This window comes from Oleiphilus sp. HI0132, assembly GCF_001635845.1.
The window spans coordinates 1-443 of record NZ_LWGJ01000875.1 but is presented as its reverse complement, the minus strand read 5'-3'; the positions used below and the strand labels follow the sequence as shown (position 1 = coordinate 443).

Annotated in this window: 1 protein-coding gene; it reads left to right on the top strand. The window is 47.9% G+C overall.

Annotated elements, in window-relative coordinates:
* Nucleotides 1-367, top strand: a 367-nt coding sequence (locus A3766_RS09985) for a DNA translocase FtsK (RefSeq protein WP_304440959.1), incomplete at its 5' end; no start/stop codon positions are given.
* Between the last annotated feature and the right edge of the window lie 76 nt (nucleotides 368-443).

Sequence of the window (443 nt, the reverse complement as noted above, 5' to 3'; positions counted from 1 at the left end):
AATTCGTGTTCACGGTGCTTTTGTTGATGACCACGAAGTTCATAAGGTGGTTGAAGCATGGAAAGAACGCGGGCAACCTAATTATCTTGAAGAGGTTCTATCTGGTGGCGATAGCTCAGACCCCGCGGTAGCAGCCTTTGCAGAAGAAGGTGGTGGAGACAACGAACAAGATGCCTTGTTCGACCTGGCTGTAGCATTTGTTACGGAAACCAGAAGAGTATCTATCTCCTCAGTGCAGAGAAAGCTGAAGGTAGGCTATAACCGAGCTGCAAACCTGGTTGAAGCAATGGAGCAAGCTGGTGTTGTCAGTGCTGCCGGCCATAATGGATCTAGAGAAGTCCTCGCACCGCCTCCACCCAAGGACTAGAATCTATACTTTTCTGGTCGAGACAAGTTTTCTGAAGATATTCAGTAACCAGCGAATAGCTAAAAAGCCCCTTATC